We start from the raw sequence: 17,254 nt of genomic DNA, 5'->3' as shown, positions 1-17,254 counted from the left end.
GCCCTGTTCTCACCAGAGCAGGTCCACGACGGCAGCTGGCTCGACCGCTGGCACCGCCGCGCAGCCACTCACCAGGCCTACTACCAGGCACACCCCGAACGATTCCGCCGACGCCCACACACCCCAGCACCAGCCAATACCGTCGGCATCAACCTACCCAAACCCGAAAACCGACTCCAAGCAGCTTGACAACGGCCGCGCAACGACGTTTGCGTCGAACTCGCCCTACCCTGCGAAGAATGTCCAATCTGTCGCTGCGGGAACGGGTCATCGACATCGAAGACAGCGAGCGAGATGTCGCCAGCGGTCGGGCGCTGCGCAAGACGGCCCCGAGACGCGCACTGGCACAACTGGTTCCCAGCCCACGCAGCGCCACCGAGATCCTCGTCGAGCAGAATCACAACCGGGTGCCCGAGTTGGTGCCACTGCGCTTCGCCCGCATTCTCACCGATCCGTTCTCCTTCTACCGCGGTTCCGCGGCGGTGATGGCCGCCGATCTGGCGGCCGGCCCGTCCAGCGGTGTCCAGGTGCTGTGCAGCGGCGACGCGCATCTGTCGAACTTCGGGATCTACGCCGCGCCGGATCGCCAATTGGTGTTCGATCTCAACGATTTCGACGAGGCCGCAGTGGCGCCGGCGGAGTGGGACGTCAAGCGTCTCGTCACGAGCGCCATCGTGGGTGGCCGGCACGCGGGCTATCCCGAGGACACCATCCGTGCGCTGGCCGGCCAGGCGATCATCGCCTACCGCGACGGTCTGCAGACCATGCTGGAGATGTCGGTGCTCGACCGGTACTACCTGCGCTTCGAACCGGAGCGCTACCGCAACGAGGTGTCGGGCAGTCTGCAGAACGTGATCACCCGCACGGCACAGGATGCGCGCAAGCGGACGTCGGTGCGGGTCTTCGAACGGATCATGCGGCCAGACGCCGACGGCGGCCTGCAGTTGCGTGAGGATCCGCCGGTCTTGCAGCATCTGGATCTCGACCTGGAGACAACGCTCATCGAGTCGGTCCAGGAGTATCTCGACAGCGTGGCCGCCGACGTGGCGCTGGTGCTGTCGCACTTCCGTATCACCGACATGGCCCGGCGCGTCGTCGGTGTGGGCAGCGTCGGGACCCGCTGCTATCTGGTGATTCTGACCGGGCCCGCGGGCGAGCCACTGATTCTGCAGGTCAAGGAGGCCACCGCGTCGGTGCTCGAACAGTACGGCCGCGTCGAGCAGCCCGCTGCACTGGGCGACGCGGTGCGGGCACACGGGCAGGGCACCCGCGTGGTGGACTGCCAACGGATGCTGCAGGCGATGTCGGATGTGTTCCTCGGCACCGCCCGCGGTGACGGCCGCGACTTCTACGTCAGGCAGTTCCAGGACATGAAAGGCTCCGTCGAAACCGAGGGCATGCCCGTCGAAGCGTTCGGGGATTACGTTTCGGCGTGCGCGCTCGCGCTGGCCCGCGGGCACGCCCAGAGCGCGAACGCATCGATCCTGCGCGGCTACGTCGGCAACGGCGAGAAGGTCAGTGCGGCCGTCCTCGAGTGGTCGTACGCCTACGCCGACAAATCCCTCGACGACTTCCATCAGCTGCGGGCTGCTGCAAAAGCAGGCGACATCGAGGTGGCCGACGACCCGGCCCGCTGACGGTCAGAGCCCCAACAGCTCCGGCAGGTCGGCGACCGAGTCGATGACGTGATTGGGCTGCATCGCGAATTCGTCTGCAGCCCAATGATCCAACGTGGCCTGCCGGAACTTTCCGGTGCGCACCAACACCCCCGTCATGCCGACCACCTGAGCGGCCAGCACGTCGTTGTTGAGGTCGTCACCGACCATGTACATCTCGTCGGTGTTCACCCCGAGCCGGTTGGCCGCCGCCAGGAATCCCTCGGGCGCGGGCTTGCCGACGGCGGTGGCCTTGCGGCCCGAGGCCGCCTCCATGCCGAGGAGATACATGCCGGTGTCCACGCGCAGCCCGTCCGTCGTGGTCCACGCGGTGCTGCGGTGCATCGCGACCACGGGGACGCCTTGGACCATCCAGTCGTAGACCCAGCTGAGCGTCAGATGGCTGAACTCCGGCCCGGCCCCGCCGAGCAACACCACGTCGGGCGCCTCGGGGGCCCGCGGCCCGGTGAACTCGGTGGAGTAGACGAGATCGATGCCACGCATGTCCTCGCCGATCTGCCCGCTGTTGACCAGGAAACATCGGGCGCCGGGGTACTTTTGGCGCACGTAGTCCGCGGTGAGCGCTGCGGCGGTGATCACCTCGTCGGCCGTGACGTTCATGCCCGCGGTGGTCAGCAACTCGGCGATCTGGGCACGGGTGCGGGTGGTGGTGCTGGTCAGATAGGACCGGGCGATCTGGTGGTCCTCGAGCACCTGCAACGCTTCGGCCGCCCCGGCAATGGGCTGCCACGACGTGACGAGCACGCCGTCGATGTCGAAGAGCACACCTCCGATTGCCATGCAGCGACAGTAAACGCCTGACCGGTCAGCGCAAGTCAGGGCGCGCCAGGCCCTCGGCCCAGGCGGCGCCTGCCAACCATGGGGTCGCCGATGCCGCGATCTGCCAGGCCTGTTCGGCGGGAACGTCGGTGACGCGGTAGTGCTTGTGACCCGCCGCGGTGGCGGCGATCAGCGTCGCCACCCCGGCGCGTCGCTGCAACAGGGTCTGCCGCACGGTCCAGCCGATGATGCCTGCCGCGTCCAGGCAGTCTCGGCGGCGTTCCAGGCTGCCTGCCTGCGCCACCAGCCAGCCGTCGTGCACGCGATGCCCCAGCGACCGGGCCCGATCGGCAGCCACGGCCACCGCACCGGCGGTGAGCACGCCCCACACGATCCACACCCAGACCGGCACCCCGACGATGAGCAACACCGGCGCGGCCAGCACCGGCACGGCCAGCGCCCTGGTCCAGCGTCGACGCACCGCTGCCGGGCCGTGTGATCGCAGCGGGCCGGCCACCGCGTCGGGTTGTTCGATGAGCTCGCTCAGCACGTCACGGGCCGTGGTGGCGGGGCAGGGCGGCAGTAGCAGCGACGCCTGACCTTCACCGCCCACACCGGTCATCACCGCATCCAGCCTGGCCCCGCCGAAGATCCGGACCAGCAGCGGTTCGCGCAGCGTGCCGCCCCGCAGCCGGCGCATGTCGTAGGTGTGCTCGCGCACCCGCAGCAGCCCGTGCCGCAGATGCAGTACGTCCGCGTCGCGGCGCAGCACCAGATTCCCGTAGGCGACCAAGGATTGCAGCACCGAGAGCACCACCGACAGCGTCAGCAGCGCGGCCACCACGACTGTGACGGTGACGGCGACACCCAGCCGCTGGGCGACATCCAGCCCGGACCGGGCCAACTGCGAATTGTCCAGCGCGACACCGACTCCCGTTTGATACAAGACGCCGACGGCGGTGAGGATCATGGCGAGACCGGTCCAGCTCAGCGGGCTGTACCGCAGCCACGACGGCTGCCACCGGGCCAGCTCGCGACCGGCAGGGGCATCCTCGGGCACGGGCACCGCGTCGGCGAGCAGGATCGCCCGCAGCCGCGGCACCTCACCGGCTTCGACCGCGTCGAGCGCGAACTTGGTGTCGCCCTTGGCTTCCCGGCCGGTGCTGATCTGCAGCACGGTCAGGCCGAGCAGCCGGTGCAGCAGCCGGGCATCGGTGGATACCGAGCGAATCCGGTTGCGCGGCACCGACAGTGTCTTGCGCTGCAACACACCGGTGCGCAACTGCACCTCGCCTGGTTCGATCCGGTAGGTGGTGGTGAACCAGCGGGCCAGGCCGAACGCCACCATGAGCGTCACCGCGGCGACGGTCCAGAGCGGGTTCCCGGTCGCCGAGCCCAGCACCACCGATCCCACCAGCAGTGGAATCTGTTGCAGCACTTCATGAACCGGGTGTACCAGCAACATGCGCGGGCTAAGCCGGCGCCAGCCTGGGTCGGTCACGTCGCGTCCTGCTCGCCGATCGCCGCGATGTCGGTGAGTTGCGCGACGACGCGGTCGGCGACGTCGGCGTCGAGCGCCACGATCCGCACCGCGCCCGCCGACGACGCCGTCGTCACCGTCACGTTGGCCAAGCCGAACAGCCGGTCCAGCGGCCCGCGATGGGTGTCGACGGTCTGCACCCGTGAGATGGGGGCGATGCGGCGTTCCTGCACCAGCCAACCCGACCGCGTGTACACCGCAGGCGTCGGGGAATCGATCTGCACATCCCAGCGGTGCACCCGGAACCGCCACAGCGGCACCACCACCACGAACAGCACGATCGCCACGACGCTGGCGGCTGCCACCACGGCGTGCAGCCACAGCATCCGGCGGTCCACCAGCAGCCAGATCAGTTGGGCCGGAACCAACACGACCCACGGGATGGCGGCGCCCAGCGCCCACACCAGCGGCGCCTTGCGACTCGGGGGGTATGCCGGGTCGACAAGTGTCATGGTTCGAGCATGCCCGATGCTCCGTACAGTCGACCCATGAGCGCCAATGCAAAGTGGACCGAGGCCGACGTGCCGGACCAGTCCGGCCGGGTCGCCATCGTCACCGGCTCCAACACGGGCCTCGGCTACGAGACCGCACGTGTGCTGGCCGCCAAGGGCGCGCACGTCGTCGTCGCCGTGCGCAACCTGGACAAGGGCCGCGACGCCGTCGACCGCATCACCGCGGCGAACCCCAAAGCCGACCTCAAACTTCAGTCCCTCGATGTGGGTTCGCTGGACTCGGTGCGCAGCGCCGCCGACGAGCTGCGGGCCGCGTATCCCCGCATCGATCTGCTGATCAACAACGCAGGCGTGATGTACCCGCCGAAGCAGACCACGGTCGACGGCTTCGAGCTGCAGTTCGGCACGAACCATCTGGGCGCGTTCGCGCTCACGGGGCTGCTGCTCGACCACCTGCTGCCGGTCGCCGGCTCACGCGTCGTCGCGGTCGCCAGCATCGCCCACCGCATTCAGGCCGCCATTCACTTCGACGACCTGCAGTGGCAACGCAGCTACAACCGGGTGGCCGCATACGGTCAGTCCAAGCTCGCCAACCTGCTGTTCACCTACGAACTGCAGCGCAGGCTGGCCGCCAAGAACGAGCCGACCATCGCCGTGGCGGCCCACCCGGGTCTGTCGAACACCGAACTGATGCGCCACATCCCCGGCACCGGGCTGCCCGGCTACAACCAACTGGCGAGCCTGTTCACCAACAGCCCCGCGGTCGGCGCGCTCGCGACACTGCGCGCGGCCACCGATCCAGCCGTGCGCGGCGGGCAGTACTACGGACCGTCCGGCTTTCGCGAGATGGTCGGCCATCCCAAGCTGGTCCAGTCCAGTAAGCAGTCGCATGATGTGGAACTGCAGCGCCGGTTGTGGACGGTGTCCGAGGAACTCACCGGGGTCACTTACCCGGTGTAACCGCGACTCGGCGATCTCGTGTACCGGCTGTCGCCGATGTGATCGAATATCACCGACAGACAACCGATCTAAGGAGCGCTGTGCCGTTGACCCGCGATCCGGCGGGCCAGCCTCCGCGGCGGGCCCGGCAACGCAGAATCCTGAGCCGGATGGTGCGGGAGACCGAAGCACCGACGGACAGCTTCCCTCTGCTGAGAGCGGACCGCAAAGCGCCTGACGATTTCTACGATGCGCGGGTCGGCGCGGTGCTCGATCTCGCGGGCACCATCGGATCGCTGCTGATGGCGTCGGGCACACCGGCGATCGCCACTGCGCATCAGGTCGTCAAAGTAGTGTCCGCGTACGGCATCGAGCATTGCGAAGTCGACGTCGTCAACACGGCGATCCACATCGCGGTGTATCGCGGACCCACGCTGCCGCCCGCGAGCTCCATGCACATCGTCCACTCCCGGTCCATGGACTTCACTCGGCTGGCGGCCCTCGGCCGGCTGATCCGGCAGATCACCGCGCAGAAGCTGAGCCCGGCGGAGGCGCACGCCGAGCTGGACGCCATCATCACCGCGCCGCATCCCTACCGGCGCTGGGTCGCGACGCTCGCCTGGGGCGCACTGGCGTTCGCGACCGCGGGCACCTTGGGCGGCAGCCTGCTGGTCTGCCTGGTCAGCGCCCTGAGCACCATGTTGATCGACCGGGTCAACCGTTACCTCAACAAGCAGGGGCTGCCGTTCTTCTTCCAGTACGCCATCGGCGGGGTGATCGCGACCGCGCCGCCTCTGCTGGTCTTCTGGCTGTGCCTCAAGAAGGGTGTGCCGTTCGAGCCGCCGGTCGCCATCGCGGCCGGGCTGGTGGTGATCCTCGCCGGGCTCTCGCTGGTGGGTTCGGTGGGCGACGTCATCGCCGGCGCGCCCGTGACCGCCGCGGGACGCTTCTTCGAGTTGCTCATGCTGACCGCCGCGACGATCGCCGGGGTGGCGTTGGTGCTGCATCTCGCCAACCGGTTCGGCGCCCCGGCCATCGACATCGGCGCGACGGCACCGCCCGCGCTGGCCGAATGGCCCGTCCGGGTGGCGTTCGGCGCCGCGAGCGCGGCCGCCTTCGCCCTGGCCTGCTATGCCGAGCGCACCGCGGCCATCGCCGCGGCCTTCGGTGGCGCGACTGCCATTGCCGGTTACCTGCTGGGTGTGAGCGTGGGCCTGGGTCCGGTGATGTCGTCGTTCATCGCGGCGGTTCCCGTGGGCCTGGTCGGGCGGCTCATGGAGCGCCGGCACCTGGCCCCGCCTCTGCTCGTGTCGATCGCGGGCATCACCCCGCTGTTGCCGGGTCTGTCGCTGCTGCACGGGATCTACGCGATTCTGAACGAACAGAGTTACGTGGGGTTCTCCTCGGTCCTGGCTGCGCTGGCGATCAGCACCGCGCTGGCCGCGGGCGTGTCGCTGGGCGAATGGAGCTCGTTTCGGGTGCGTTCGCGGCGATTCCATCACCGCCAGAGTCGGGGCAGCACGTAGCCGGTAGCCGAAAAGTATCGTGATAGCCGTGCGCACCGTTGAAGAGCATCAGAGCGTCGTCGCCGGTTTGTTCAAAACCCGTGCGCCACAACAACTGCCGCTGGTGCGGACGTTGGGCCTCGCGCTGGCCGCCGACGTCGTCGCGCCGCTGTCGCTGCCCGGCTTCGACAACTCGGCCATGGACGGCTATGCCGTCGTCGCCTCCGACGTCGCCGATGCCACCGACCGGCACCCGGTCCGGCTTCCGGTGGCCGAGGACATCCCGGCAGGCCGCACCGATCCGCTGACGCTCAAACCCGGTACCGCGCATCGGATCATGACCGGCGCGCCGCTGCCGGCGGGTGCGACCGCCGTCGTCCCGGTGGAATCCACCGACGGTGCTACCGACACCGTGACCATCCGGGCGTCGGTCCGGCCCGGCCAGCACGTTCGCACCGCCGGTGAAGACGTCACGGCGGGCACCACGGTGCTGCGGGCAGGCCAGTTGGTGACCCCGGCCGCGCTCGGGCTGGCCGCCGCACTCGGCCTGCCCGACCTGCTGGTGGTGCCGCCGCAGCGCGTGCTGGTGATGTCGACGGGCTCCGAGCTGGTGGCGCCGGGCATCCCGCTTCTCCCCGGCCAGATCTACGAGTCGAACGCGGTGATGCTGGCCGCGGCGGTGCGCGACGCCGGAGCGGAGGTGACCGTCGCGCCGATGTCCGCCGACGACGTCGACACCTTCCGCGCCACCCTGGCCGGGCATGCCGCCGACGTCGATCTGATCATCACCACGGGCGGGGTCAGCGCCGGCGCGTACGAGGTGGTCAAAGATGCCCTGGCCGACCAGATCGAGTTCGTCAAGGTCGCCATGCAGCCGGGCATGCCGCAGGGCTCGGGCATGGTCGACGGCACTCCCATGGTCACCCTGCCGGGCAATCCGGTCAGTGCCCTGGTGTCCTTCGAGGTGTTCGTCAGGGGCCCGCTGCGCGCCGCGATGGGCCATCCCCAACCGGACCGGCCGCGCCGCGCCGCGTTTCTGACCGAGGATCTGACCTCGCCACGCGGAAAACGACAGTTCCGCCGCGGGGTGCTCGCCGGTGACACCGTGACCAGCTACGGGCCGCCTGCGTCGCATCACCTGCGCTGGCTGGCCTCGGCGAACTGCCTGCTCGAGATCGACGAGGACGTCACCGAACTGGCCGCCGGTGCCCCCGTTCCGGTCTGGGACCTCAGATAACCCGGCGCACGTAGAATCCTCCCGATGGCCAGACGCCCCGACCTCCAATCCGGTCCAGAACGCCTTGCGGCGCTGGTGCGATCCAGCGTTCCGCCCATGCATTCGGCGGGCCTGCCGTTCGTCGGCGCGAGCCTTGCTGTCGCCGCCCTCGGACGCAATCACCGCTGGATACGGCGCACGGCACTGCTCGCGGCAGGCGCCAACGCCGCCTTCTTCCGGCATCCGCCACGGGTGCCACCCACCCGGCCGGGTGTGGTGGTCGCACCCGCGGACGGCTTGGTGTGCCTGATCCAGGACGCCGTGCCGCCCGCCGAGCTGGGTTTGCCAGAGACCCCGTTGCCGCGGGTCAGCATCTTCCTGTCGGTGCTCGACGCCCATGTGCAGCGCGCCCCGATCGGCGGTGAGGTGGTGGCCGTGCAGCACCGGCCCGGGCGGTTCCACTCAGCGGAACTGGAAGCGGCCAGCGAAGACAACGAGCGCAACAGCGTGGTCATCCGCACGCCGGAAGGGGTCCAGGTGATCGCCGTGCAGATCGCGGGCCTGGTGGCGCGGCGCATCGTGTGTGACGCGCGGGTCGGCGACAAGCTGGCCATCGGAGAGACCTACGGGCTGATCCGGTTCGGTTCACGCCTGGACACCTACCTGCCCGCCGGGTCAAAACTGCTCGTCAGCCGGGGCCAGCGGGCGCTGGCCGGCGAAACCGTCTTGGCGGAGCTGCCATGATCGCGGATTTGTCATGATCAGAGCCCGCATCAAACCGCCTGCGATGCCGGTCCGGATGCTGCCGAGCGCGTTGACGGTCGCCGCGATCTGCCTGGGCATGACCTCGGTGAAGATGGCCCTCGACGGTCTGCCGACCCAGGCCATGGCGTTCCTGGCGGTCGCGGCGATCCTCGACGCCCTCGACGGCCGGGTGGCCCGCATGCTCAAGGCCACCTCCAAGATGGGCGAGGAGATCGACTCGCTGGCCGACGCCGTGAACTTCGGTGTGGCACCGGCGTTCATCGTGTACGCGACGCTGTTGTCGCACTCGCAGCTGGGCTGGATCGTCGTCCTGCTGTACGCGGTGTGCATCGTGCTGCGGCTGGCGCGGTTCAATGCGCTGCTCGACGTGGATCAGCCCGCGTACGAGAAGGAGTACTTCGTCGGGATGCCCGCTCCGGCCGGCGCCATCGGCACGATCGTCCCGCTGGCGGCCAAGATGCAGTTCCCTGGGCCCTGGTGGGACAGCGTGGCCGCCGAATGGGTGGTGATCGTCTGGATGATCGGCGTATCGCTCCTGGTGGTCAGCCGGATTCCCATGCGCAAGATCCATACCTTCACGGTGCCGCCCAACATGGTGGCGCCCCTGCTGGCCCTGGTGGCCATCGGCGTGGCGGCCTCGGTGTTCTACGGCTACGTCGTGATCATGGTGATCGCCGTGGCCTACGTGATCCACATCCCGTTCGCGGTGCGCACCAAACACTGGGTGGCCGCGCATCCGGAATCCTGGGACGACAAACCGCGGCAGCGCCGCGCCCAACGCCGTGCGATCCGTCGCGCCCAGCCGCACCGGCGTTCGATGGCGCGTCTGGGGCTGCGGAAGCCCCCGCTGAGGTGACCACGGTCGACGTCGGCGAGGATGCCGCACCCAGCCACCTTCGTCTCACGGCCCGCTTGAACACCTCCGCCCTCGACGCGCGCCGCGGCGTGGTGCGGCTGCACCCCGAGGTCCTTGCCGCGCTCGGACTGCGCGAGTGGGATGCGGTGGCGCTGACCGGTTCGCGCACCACCGCGGCGGTGGCAGGCATCGCCCCGGCCGGGACGCCGACCGGAACCGCATTGCTCGACGACGTCACGCTCTCCAACGCCGGGTTGCGCGAGGACGCCACCGTCATCGTGGCGCCTGTGACGGTGTATGGCGCGAGGTCGGTGACGGTTTCGGGATCCAAGCTGGCCACCCAGTCGATCTCGTCGGCCACGCTGCGGCTGGCGCTGCTGGGCAAGGTGATGACGGTCGGCGACACGGTGTCGCTGCTGCCCCGCGATCTCGGCCCCGGCACCTCCACCTCGGCGGCCACCAGTGCCCTGGCCTCATCGGTGGGCATCACCTGGACCTCCGAGCTGCTGACCGTGACCGGGGTCGATCCGGCCGGGCCGGTCAGCGTGCAGCCGAATTCGGTCGTGTCGTGGGGTGAGGGCGTCGCCGTCGCCCCGGCCGCCACCGCGGCCCCAGACTCGGCCGGCCGGCACACCGTCAGCCCCGCGCGTGCCGACGCGGCGGTCAGCTTCGACGATCTGAAGGGCAAGCACCTGCAGGCGGCCAAGCTGGCTGAGTGGCTCAAGCTTTCTCTCGACGAGCCCAAACTGCTCGAAACCCTCGGCGCCACAGCCAACCTCGGGGTACTGGTGTCCGGACCCGCCGGTGTCGGCAAGGCCACCATGGTCCGGGTGGTGTGCGCACCGCGGCGGCTCGTCGAGCTGGACGGTCCCGAGGTGGGTGCGCTGCACCCGGAGGAGCGGCTCAAACGCGTCGCGGCCGCGGTGCAGGCCGTGCGTGACGGCGGCGGGGTGCTGCTGATCACCGACGTCGACGCACTGCTGCCTGCGGGCACCGACCGGCCCGCCGATCCGGTGGCCACCCTGATCCTCGCGGAGCTGCGCGGCGCCGTGGCCACCCGTGGCGTGGCGTTCATCGCGACCTCGGCGCGGCCCGAGTCGGTCGACGCCCGGCTGCGCGAACCCGATCTGTGCGACCGCGAGCTCGGGCTGAGCCTGCCGGACGCTTCGACCCGCAAGGCGCTGCTCGAGGTCCTGCTGCGCGGCGTGCCGTCGGTCGATTTGAATCTCGGCGACATCGCCGACCGCACACCGGGTTTCGTGATCGCCGACCTGGCTGCCGTGGTGCGCGAGGGCGCACTGCGGGCCGCCGCGCGGGCCAGTTCCGACGGCGCGGAACCTGTTCTGAGACAAGAAGATCTGGCCGGGGCCCTGACGGTGATCCGGCCGTTGTCACGGTCGGCGGCAGAAGAGGTCTCGGTCGGTGCGGTGACCCTCGACGACGTCGGCGACATGGTCGAGACCAAGCAGGCCCTGACCGAGGCCGTGCTGTGGCCGTTGCAGCATCCCGACACCTTCGCCCGGCTCGGCGTGCAGCCACCGCGCGGTGTGCTGCTGTACGGCCCGCCCGGATGCGGCAAGACGTTCCTCGTGCGGGCACTTGCCAGCTCTGGGCGGCTGTCGGTGCACGCCGTCAAAGGTGCTGAGCTGATGGACAAATGGGTCGGCTCGTCGGAGAAGGCGGTCCGCGAGCTGTTCGCCAGGGCTCGCGATTCCGCGCCGTCGCTGGTGTTCCTCGACGAGATCGACGCGTTGGCACCACGGCGCGGGCAGAGTGTCGACTCCGGCGTGACCGACCGCGTGGTGGCCGCGCTGCTGACCGAACTCGACGGTATCGATCCGCTGCGCGACGTCATCGTGCTCGGCGCCACCAACCGGCCCGATCTGATCGACCCGGCGTTGCTGCGGCCCGGCCGTCTCGAGCGGCTGGTGTTCGTCGAGCCACCCGATGCCGATGCCCGCCGCGAGATCCTGCGCACTGCAGGCAAATCCATCCCGCTGGCCGAGGATGTCGAGCTCGACGCGCTGGCATCGGAATTGGACGGCTACAGTGCGGCCGATTGCGTGGCGCTGCTGCGGGAGTCGGCGCTGACGGCGATGCGTCGCTCGATCGACGCGGCCGACGTCACGGCGGCCGACGTCGCGAAGGCCCGCGAAACCGTGCGTCCCTCACTGGATTCCGCTCAGGTGGCGGCGCTGCGCGAATTCGCGGCCGGGCGCTAGCCTTCGGCCAGTGCAGCCAGCCGGTCGATCGAGCCCAGCAGCTTGTCCGCCGTGGTGGCGCGGGCGCGCACCAACCGCTTCTCGTCGGTCAGCGCTGTCCAGTCGTAGGTGTGGGTGACGGCCGTGCGTCCGTCGTCGAGCGGCGTGAGCTCCCAGCGCCACAGATGGCCCGGCGGCTCCTTGCCCACCTCCGACGGCCGCCACGCGATCCGCCGGCCCTCCTCGAATTCCACGACGTGGTTCTCGCGCACAGCGCCCACGGTGAGGGTCATGGTGAACACGTCGCCGATGCCATGCACCCGCTGCCCGGCCTCTGCCGCTACGAGGTTGTCGTTGCCGTCCCAGCGGGGTTGCTGGGCGGGGTCGGCGATCAACTCGAAGATGGTTGCCGCCGGGGCGGCGATCTCCCGGCTGGCGCTGACGATCTGAGGATTGGTTTCGGCCACGCCCCAATTCAACCTGACTCAGCGGTACCAGTCAGGTAGCTCACCGGGCAGCAGGTCGGTGGTGTCGCCCGGCCGGGTCAGGGTCAGCACCGCCCGCACGATCTCCGGGCGAGCCTGCAGCGCGTCGACGATGCCGCCGAGCCGGGCCGCGACGTTGGATTCGGCCAGGTCCCCGACCAGGTCGACGGCGGCGACGAGATATATGCGGTTTGCGCCGACCCATTCCATGTGCAGATAGCTGACCCGCTCGACGTCGCGGTGTTCCCGCAGCGCCAGCAGGGCGCTGTTGCGGGCCAGCGGCGTAACCGCCTCCCCGGTGAGGAAGTCCATGTTGCGCCCGATGAGGAACAGCGCGACACCGCCGAGCAGCAGCCCGACCAGGATGGAGCCGATCGCGTCCCAGAGCGCGTTGCCGGTGAGCTGATGCGCGAGGATGCCGCACGCCGCGATGACTATGCCGATCAGTGCTGAAAGATCCTCGGCGAAGACTGCGCGCAGCATCGGGTTCGACGTCACCCGCACGTAGCGCAGCGGGTGGATCCGACGCTGCACCGCGCCTGATCGGGTCTGCGAAAACGCCTGCAGGAACGAGGTTCCCTCCAACACGAAGGACACCGCCAGCACCGCGTAGGCCCAGCCGTACGACGTGGCTTCGGCTTCTGCGCCCAGCGATTGGATCCCGTGCCAGATCGACACCACCGCACCGACGGTGAACAGCCCGAAGGCCGCGAACATCGACCAGATGTAACCGGCCCGGCCGTAGCCCAGGCGGTGTTCGGCATCAGCGGGCTTGTTGGACTTGCGCGTGCCGATGAGCAGGAACACCTCGTTGCCGGTGTCCGCCCAGGAATGTGCGGCCTCGGCCAGCATCGAGGCACTGCCGGTCACCACAGCGGCCAGGGTCTTCGCGACCGCGATCAGCGCGTTGGCGCCGAGCGCGACAACGACGGTGAGAAAGCTCTCGTCGCCCGAACCGCTCATGGCACGACCCTAGCGGGAGCCGGGCCGGCGGCCGGGTTGCTCGCAACGCAGGCGAAACCCGCATGACACGGGAAAGCACCCGAGCCGTCGGATTCTTGAGCGATGTCGGCTTCGATCATCCACCGCGCGAAGCGGCGCGTGCACCCCGTCGACGAGATGCTGCCCGTCGGCAAGCTGGCCACCTATGGCTTCCAGCACGTTGTGGCGTTCTATGCCGGAGCGGTCCTGGTGCCGATCATCATCGCAGGCGCGATCAGCCTGCCGCCGGAGGATCTGGTCAAGCTGATCACGGCCGACCTGTTCACCTGCGGCATCGCCTCGATCATCCAGGCCGTCGGCTTCTGGAACATCGGAGTGCGCCTGCCGCTGCTGCAGGGTGTCACGTTCGCCGGAGTGTCACCGATCATCGCGATCGGCCTGGCCCACGGCAGCGGAGCGGCCAGCCTGCTCTATGTCTACGGCGCGGTGATCGTCGCCGGGGTGTTCACGTTCCTCATCGCTCCGGTCTTCATCAAGCTGCTGAAGTTCTTCCCGCCGGTAGTCACCGGAACGCTGATCACGATCATCGGTCTGTGTCTGGTTCCGGTCGGCGCTCATGACGCCGTGACCAACCCGCACACCGGCGCGGTCGACGCGAGCAACATCCGGTGGTTCCTCTACGCGCTGGGCACCATCGCGATCATCGTGGCGATCCAGCGACTGTTCCGCGGGTTCCTGGCGACCATCGCGGTGTTGCTCGGCCTGGTGATCGGATGCGTCGCGGCCTATCTGCTGGGTGATATGAACTTCGACAAAGTCGGTGCGGCTTCGGCATTCGGCTTCACCCCGCCGTTCCTGTTCGGCATGCCCAGATTCGATGTCGTGGCGTGCCTGACCATGATCATCGTGCTGATGATCACCGCTGTGGAGTCGACCGGTTCGACGATCGCCACCGGCGAGATCGTCGGCAAGAGGGTCAAACCCTCCGACATCGGCAATGTGCTCCGCGCCGACGGACTGGCCACGGCGATCGGCGGCGCGTTCAACTCGTTTCCCTACACCGCGTTCTCGGAGAACGTCGGCCTGGTCCGGCTCACCGGAGTCAAGAGCCGATGGGTGGTGGCCGCCGCAGGCGTCATCATGATCGTGCTGGGGTTCCTGCCCAAGGTCGCTGCCGTCGTCTCGTCGATACCCAATCCCGTTCTCGGCGGCGCCGCGCTGACGCTGTTCGCCACCGTGGCGGTGGTCGGCATCCAGACGCTGGGCAAGGTCGACTTCACCGACCACCGCAACCTGATCATCGTGACCACGAGCCTGGCGCTGGCGCTGTGGGTCACGGCGTATCCGGATGTGGCCAAGGCGATGCCATCGGGAGTGGACCTGCTGTTCGGCAGCGGCATCAGCATCGGGGCCCTCGCCGCGATACTGCTCAATGTCGTCTTCTTCCACACCGGTTCGCGCGGCCCGCGGGTGGCCGGCGGCGGTTCGATCACCCTCGGCGAGGTCAACGCCATGACCCCGGACCGCTTCACCGAAGTGTTCGGCCACGTCGTCCAGGATGTGCCGTGGGCGATCGAGCGGGCCATCGGACGGCGCCCGTTCACCGATACGGCGTCGCTGCGTGAGGCGTTTCAGGACGCGGTCCTCACGGGCTCCTCCGAGCAGCAACTCGAGTTGATCCGAGCCTTCCCGAATCTGGGTGCCGAGGACGACACGGGTCACGCACTGGCCGTGGACCACGTCGCGTTGAGCAACCTCAGCGAGGACGACCACAACGACGTCGTCGAACTGGCCACGGCCTATCGCGAGCATTTCGGATTCCCCCTGGTGATCTGTGCCCGCGAGACCGAGCGGTTCGACCGGGTGCTGCGCAACGGTTGGTCGCGGATGGACAATTCCCCGGCCGCCGAGAAGGCGTTCGCCCTCATCGAGATCGCCAAGATCGCCAACTACCGATTCGCCGATCTGGTGGCCGATGCCAACCCGATCGCCGCGGCGCGGTTCGGCCGGCTCAACGAGTTGACGTGAAGGCGATCGGCCTCGACGGCTTCAACGCGCTGACGGCCCGTCGGCGCATGCACGTGTTGTTCGAGGTCTGCTCGTCGACGATCTGGGCCCGACGGGTGCTGTCCGGGGCACCGTTCGCCGACGAAGCGGCGCTGCTGGATCGGGCCGACCGGGTGTTGGCCGAATTGCCCGATGCGGAGATCGACGCCGCGCTCGACGGTCATCCACGCATCGGCGCCAAGCCGGACAATCCGTCCTCCGCGCGGGAACAGGCCGGGGTCGCCGATGCCGCCGAGGCCGTGAAAGCCGAACTGGCCGCAAAGAACCGGGACTATGAAACCAAGTTCGGCTCCGTGTACCTGGTGTGTGCCAGTGGCCGGTCCGCCGGAGAGTTGCTCGCGATTCTCACCGAGCGGCTCGACAACGACCCCGAGACCGAACGTCGCGTCATGCGTCACGAGCTGGCAAAGATCAACCGGCTGCGGCTGCAACGTCTGTTGGGCGGGGCGGTCAGCTAGTCAGCCGGCGGCCCCGCACGTACACCTCGACGATCGAGGGCTCGCGCATACCCATCAGCAACGTGAACAGCACGCGCTCGGCGTCGTCGGCGTCGATCTGCGCGAGCCGTTCGGGCAGTAGCGATTGCCGTTGTGGATCCACGACGATGAAGTCGGCCTCCTTGCCGGCGTCGAGATTGCCGATCCGGCTCTCCAGGTCCAGCGCCCGGGCGCCGGCCAGCGTCGCGGCGAACAACAGCTCGGCCGGCGGTATCGAACAGGCCGCGTGAGCGGGTTCGCTCATATGGACCTTGAAGCAGTCGTTGGCGACACGGGGTATCAGCCACTCGTCCCCGGCCGCCACATCGGAACCCAGTGCCACGTTGACGCCGCGCGCGGTGACGCGCCGCCACGGCATGGTGCCCGATCCGAGGAACAGTTGTGAGGTCGGGCAATGCGCGATCGACGTACCGGTCTCGGCCATCCGGCTCAGCTCGTGGTCCGTGCAGTGCACGGCGTGTGCCAGGATGCTGCGTCGCCCCAGCAGAGAATGCGGACCGTCGTAGGTGTCCAGATAGTGCTCGACGCCGTGGGACTCCCGTACAGCCGCGACTTCGCTGAGGTTCTCGGACAGATGACTGTGGAAGTAGACCCCGGTGTCGCGTACCGAGCCGTAGAGCTCGCCGAGCGCGTGCAGCGTCGTCGACGTGACCGAGAGCGCAAAGCGCGGCACCACTGCGGCGTGCAGCAGTGCGGTCGCGGGATCACCGGTGTCGGCGGCGTGCCATCGCTGGATCTCCTGTTGCGTCAGCGTGATCGCGGTGCCCTCGTCGGTCAGCAGCGGCGCGGCCGCGTCCGGTCCGACGGTCTGTATCCCCCGGCCCGACACTGTGCGCAGACCCGCGCGCAGCGACTCCTCGAACAGGGCGTCCTGAGCGTGGGGAAACGCCGATCCGAAGACCAGCGCGGTCGTCGTACCGACCTCGATGCGGCGCCGGCAGAAGGCCGCGGCCACTCGGCGCGCGTGAGCCGGGTCGGCGAGCTTGGCCTCGGCGGGAAAGATACAGCGCTGCAACCAATCCAGAAGCTGGCCGCCGCCGAACGAATCGGTGCAGAACGTCTGGGGAAAATGGATGTGGGTGTCGACGAACCCGGGCAGCAGGAAACCGGGCCGGTGATCGACGATATCGGCGGGCGCCGTGTCGCGCGGCAACTGGGCGTACGCCCCGCTGTAGGCGACGCGGCCCGCACCGTCGACGGCGAGCGCGCCGTCGGGCACGCTCACCAGATGTGCGCCGGCCTGCCCGAGTCGTGGCGTGCCGGCGATGTGCAGGAGGTGACCGCGGTAGATGCGCATCAGCCGATTGTCACAAGGTCCCGGGCGCTGTGCAGTTCGGTCACTCGGCCTGCATCC

General features: G+C 68.9%; 15 protein-coding genes and 1 pseudogene. 10 read left to right on the top strand and 6 right to left on the bottom strand.

Features of this window, described 5'->3' with window-relative positions; all coding sequences use genetic code 11:
• Positions 1-189, top strand: a pseudogene (locus RMCB_RS36345) (hypothetical protein); the annotation flags it as partial.
• A 50-nt stretch (positions 190-239) separates the two neighbouring features.
• Positions 240-1,637, top strand: coding sequence for a DUF2252 domain-containing protein (locus RMCB_RS09360; RefSeq protein ID WP_062828543.1), 1,398 nt, complete (start codon positions 240-242; stop codon positions 1,635-1,637).
• Positions 1,638-1,640: 3 nt separating this feature from the next.
• Here the strand turns inward: RMCB_RS09360 and RMCB_RS09355 are convergent, their stop codons facing one another.
• From RMCB_RS09355 to RMCB_RS09345, 3 genes are read right to left on the bottom strand one after another with little or no spacing between them, the layout of a single operon-like run.
• The gene (locus tag RMCB_RS09355) at positions 1,641-2,456 is read right to left on the bottom strand and encodes an HAD-IIA family hydrolase (protein WP_062828542.1); all 816 of its coding nucleotides are present in this window, start codon (positions 2,454-2,456) and stop codon (positions 1,641-1,643) included.
• A gap of 25 nt (positions 2,457-2,481) precedes the next feature.
• Complete coding sequence (locus tag RMCB_RS09350; RefSeq protein WP_062828541.1) at positions 2,482-3,900, bottom strand: PH domain-containing protein; 1,419 nt, start codon at positions 3,898-3,900, stop codon at positions 2,482-2,484.
• Positions 3,901-3,932: 32 nt separating this feature from the next.
• Complete coding sequence (locus RMCB_RS09345) at positions 3,933-4,427, bottom strand: PH domain-containing protein (RefSeq protein WP_062828540.1); 495 nt, start codon at positions 4,425-4,427, stop codon at positions 3,933-3,935.
• A 36-nt stretch (positions 4,428-4,463) separates the two neighbouring features.
• On the opposite strand from RMCB_RS09345, the gene RMCB_RS09340 reads away from it, so the two are divergent.
• The 6 genes from RMCB_RS09340 to RMCB_RS09315 all read left to right on the top strand — a co-directional run bounded on the left by RMCB_RS09340 (position 4,464) and on the right by RMCB_RS09315 (position 11,930).
• Entirely contained in the window at positions 4,464-5,387 is a 924-nt protein-coding gene (locus RMCB_RS09340) for an SDR family NAD(P)-dependent oxidoreductase (RefSeq protein ID WP_062828539.1), read from the top strand.
• An 80-nt stretch (positions 5,388-5,467) separates the two neighbouring features.
• Entirely contained in the window at positions 5,468-6,892 is a 1,425-nt protein-coding gene (locus RMCB_RS09335; protein WP_234792055.1) for a threonine/serine exporter family protein, read from the top strand.
• A 28-nt stretch (positions 6,893-6,920) separates the two neighbouring features.
• The gene (gene moeA, locus RMCB_RS09330) at positions 6,921-8,108 is read left to right on the top strand and encodes a molybdopterin molybdotransferase MoeA (RefSeq protein ID WP_062828538.1); all 1,188 of its coding nucleotides are present in this window, start codon (positions 6,921-6,923) and stop codon (positions 8,106-8,108) included.
• Between the two features lie 24 nt (positions 8,109-8,132).
• On the top strand, positions 8,133-8,831 hold the full coding sequence (locus RMCB_RS09325) for a phosphatidylserine decarboxylase (protein WP_062828537.1): 699 nt from the start codon (positions 8,133-8,135) through the stop codon (positions 8,829-8,831).
• 13 nt (positions 8,832-8,844) lie between these two features.
• Positions 8,845-9,708 (top strand): CDP-diacylglycerol--serine O-phosphatidyltransferase, encoded by an 864-nt coding sequence (gene pssA, locus RMCB_RS09320; RefSeq protein WP_062828536.1) that lies wholly within the window; start codon positions 8,845-8,847, stop codon positions 9,706-9,708.
• Entirely contained in the window at positions 9,705-11,930 is a 2,226-nt protein-coding gene (locus tag RMCB_RS09315; RefSeq protein ID WP_062828535.1) for an AAA family ATPase, read from the top strand. Before pssA ends, RMCB_RS09315 begins: the two co-directional genes overlap by 4 nt.
• On the opposite strand, the gene RMCB_RS09310 is transcribed toward RMCB_RS09315, so the two are convergent.
• Positions 11,927-12,376 carry an SRPBCC family protein gene (locus RMCB_RS09310; RefSeq protein WP_109784213.1) on the bottom strand — a complete coding sequence of 150 codons (450 nt, stop codon included), beginning with the start codon at positions 12,374-12,376 and terminating at the stop codon, positions 11,927-11,929. The genes RMCB_RS09315 and RMCB_RS09310 overlap by 4 nt on opposite strands.
• Positions 12,377-12,394: 18 nt before the next feature.
• Complete coding sequence (locus RMCB_RS09305) at positions 12,395-13,357, bottom strand: cation diffusion facilitator family transporter (RefSeq protein ID WP_062828534.1); 963 nt, start codon at positions 13,355-13,357, stop codon at positions 12,395-12,397.
• A 102-nt stretch (positions 13,358-13,459) separates the two neighbouring features.
• Between RMCB_RS09305 and RMCB_RS09300 the strand changes: the two genes are divergently transcribed.
• On the top strand, positions 13,460-15,364 hold the full coding sequence (locus RMCB_RS09300; protein ID WP_062828533.1) for a PbuX/PucJ/PucK family nucleobase permease: 1,905 nt from the start codon (positions 13,460-13,462) through the stop codon (positions 15,362-15,364).
• On the top strand, positions 15,361-15,861 hold the full coding sequence (uraD, locus tag RMCB_RS09295; RefSeq protein ID WP_072278437.1) for a 2-oxo-4-hydroxy-4-carboxy-5-ureidoimidazoline decarboxylase: 501 nt from the start codon (positions 15,361-15,363) through the stop codon (positions 15,859-15,861). The genes RMCB_RS09300 and uraD overlap by 4 nt, the downstream gene beginning before the upstream one ends.
• Here uraD and RMCB_RS09290 read toward each other — a convergent pair.
• Positions 15,854-17,197: a guanine deaminase gene (locus RMCB_RS09290; protein ID WP_062828532.1), complete on the bottom strand. Its 1,344-nt coding sequence runs from the start codon at positions 17,195-17,197 to the stop codon at positions 15,854-15,856. The genes uraD and RMCB_RS09290 overlap by 8 nt on opposite strands.
• Between the last annotated feature and the right edge of the window lie 57 nt (positions 17,198-17,254).

Source organism: Mycolicibacterium brisbanense (assembly GCF_001570425.1).
GTDB classification, from domain to species: domain Bacteria; phylum Actinomycetota; class Actinomycetes; order Mycobacteriales; family Mycobacteriaceae; genus Mycobacterium; species Mycobacterium brisbanense.
This window is presented reverse-complemented; position numbering and strand designations above follow the sequence as displayed.